At 36.4% G+C, this 341-nt stretch carries 1 protein-coding gene; it reads right to left on the bottom strand.

Annotated elements, in window-relative coordinates; all coding sequences use genetic code 11:
• The coding region (locus tag AOA60_RS23870) for a pyridoxal-phosphate dependent enzyme (RefSeq protein WP_218240830.1) at positions 1–280 on the bottom strand (280 nt) is incomplete at its 3' end.
• Positions 281–341: the final 61 nt, after the last annotated feature.

Raw genomic sequence — 341 nt, 5'->3', positions numbered from 1 at the left:
CTAACAAAGTTCTATATCCCTTTGCTGCTGCTACCATTGCTAACCCGATACCTGTATTACCACTAGTTGGCTCTACAATCGTATCTCCTTCTTTTAACAAACCTTTTTGTTCAGCTTCCTCAATCATAGCTAAAGCAATACGGTCTTTAACACTGCTTCCAGGATTCATAAATTCTAATTTTAGATAAATGTCTGCATGCTCATCTGAGACTAGTCTATTAAGCTTTACTAATGGCGTTTCCCCAATGAGTTCTGTAATCGAATTAACAACTTTCACCATTGTGAAAATCCCCTCCCTACGGATTATTTTAAACCCGAGTATTTTTCTATGTTTTATGATA

It is taken from the genome of Pseudomonas sp. 2822-17, from assembly GCF_002742485.1.
In the GTDB taxonomy this organism is placed as follows: Bacteria; Pseudomonadota; Gammaproteobacteria; order Pseudomonadales; family Pseudomonadaceae; genus Aquipseudomonas; species Aquipseudomonas cyclaminis.
Note: the sequence above shows the minus strand (reverse complement) of the source record. Positions and strands in the feature narration are given on the sequence as shown.